Origin of the sequence: Catenulispora pinisilvae (genome assembly GCF_015356865.1) — a bacterium.
Classification (GTDB): Bacteria; Actinomycetota; Actinomycetes; order Streptomycetales; family Catenulisporaceae; genus Catenulispora; species Catenulispora pinisilvae.
The window spans coordinates 1-652 of the sequence record NZ_JAAFZA010000564.1 but is presented as its reverse complement, the minus strand read 5'-3'; the positions used below and the strand labels follow the sequence as shown (position 1 = coordinate 652).

The 652-nt window shown below is 67.2% G+C and carries 1 protein-coding gene; it reads left to right on the top strand.

The features are described 5' to 3' along the window. Positions 1-652: aminotransferase class I/II-fold pyridoxal phosphate-dependent enzyme (locus tag IZR01_RS49435; RefSeq protein ID WP_194927919.1), on the top strand; the 652-nt coding region annotated here is incomplete at both ends.

The following is a 652-nucleotide window of genomic DNA, read 5'->3' as shown; positions in this document are numbered from 1 at the left end:
GTGGTGAACAGTCCGGTGTATCCGCCGTTCTATGACTTCGTGACGCACATGGACCGTGAGGTGGTTGAGGCTCCGTTGGGGGTGGATGGGCGGATGGACTTCGATGTGATGGAGGCGGTGTTCCGGGAGCTTGCGGGGCGGGGGCGGCGGGGTGCTTTTCTGTTGTGCAATCCGCAGAATCCGACCGGGGTGGTGCATACGCGGGAGGAGTTGGAGCGGGTTGCGGCGATGACGGCGGAGTTCGGGGTGCGGGTGGTTGCGGACGAGATACATGCGCCGTTGGTTGCGGCGGGGGAGAGGTTCACGCCGTATCTGAGTGTGGCGGGGGCGGAGGATGGGCTGGTGCTCATGTCGGCGTCGAAGGGGTGGAATCTGGCCGGGCTGAAGGCGGCGTTGGCGATTGCCGGGTCTGCTTCGGCGGCTGATTTGGCGCGGATGCCGGAGGAGGTGGGGCATGGGCCCAGCCATTTGGGGGTGATAGCGCACGTTGCGGCGTTGCGTGAGGGCGGGGAATGGCTGGACGCGTTGCTGGCGGGGCTTGACGAGAACCGGGCGTTGTTGGGGCGGCTGCTGGCCGCGTACTTGCCGGGGGTCCAGTGGCGGCCTGGGCTGGGCACGTATTTGCAGTGGCTGGACTGCCGGGCCTTGGGGC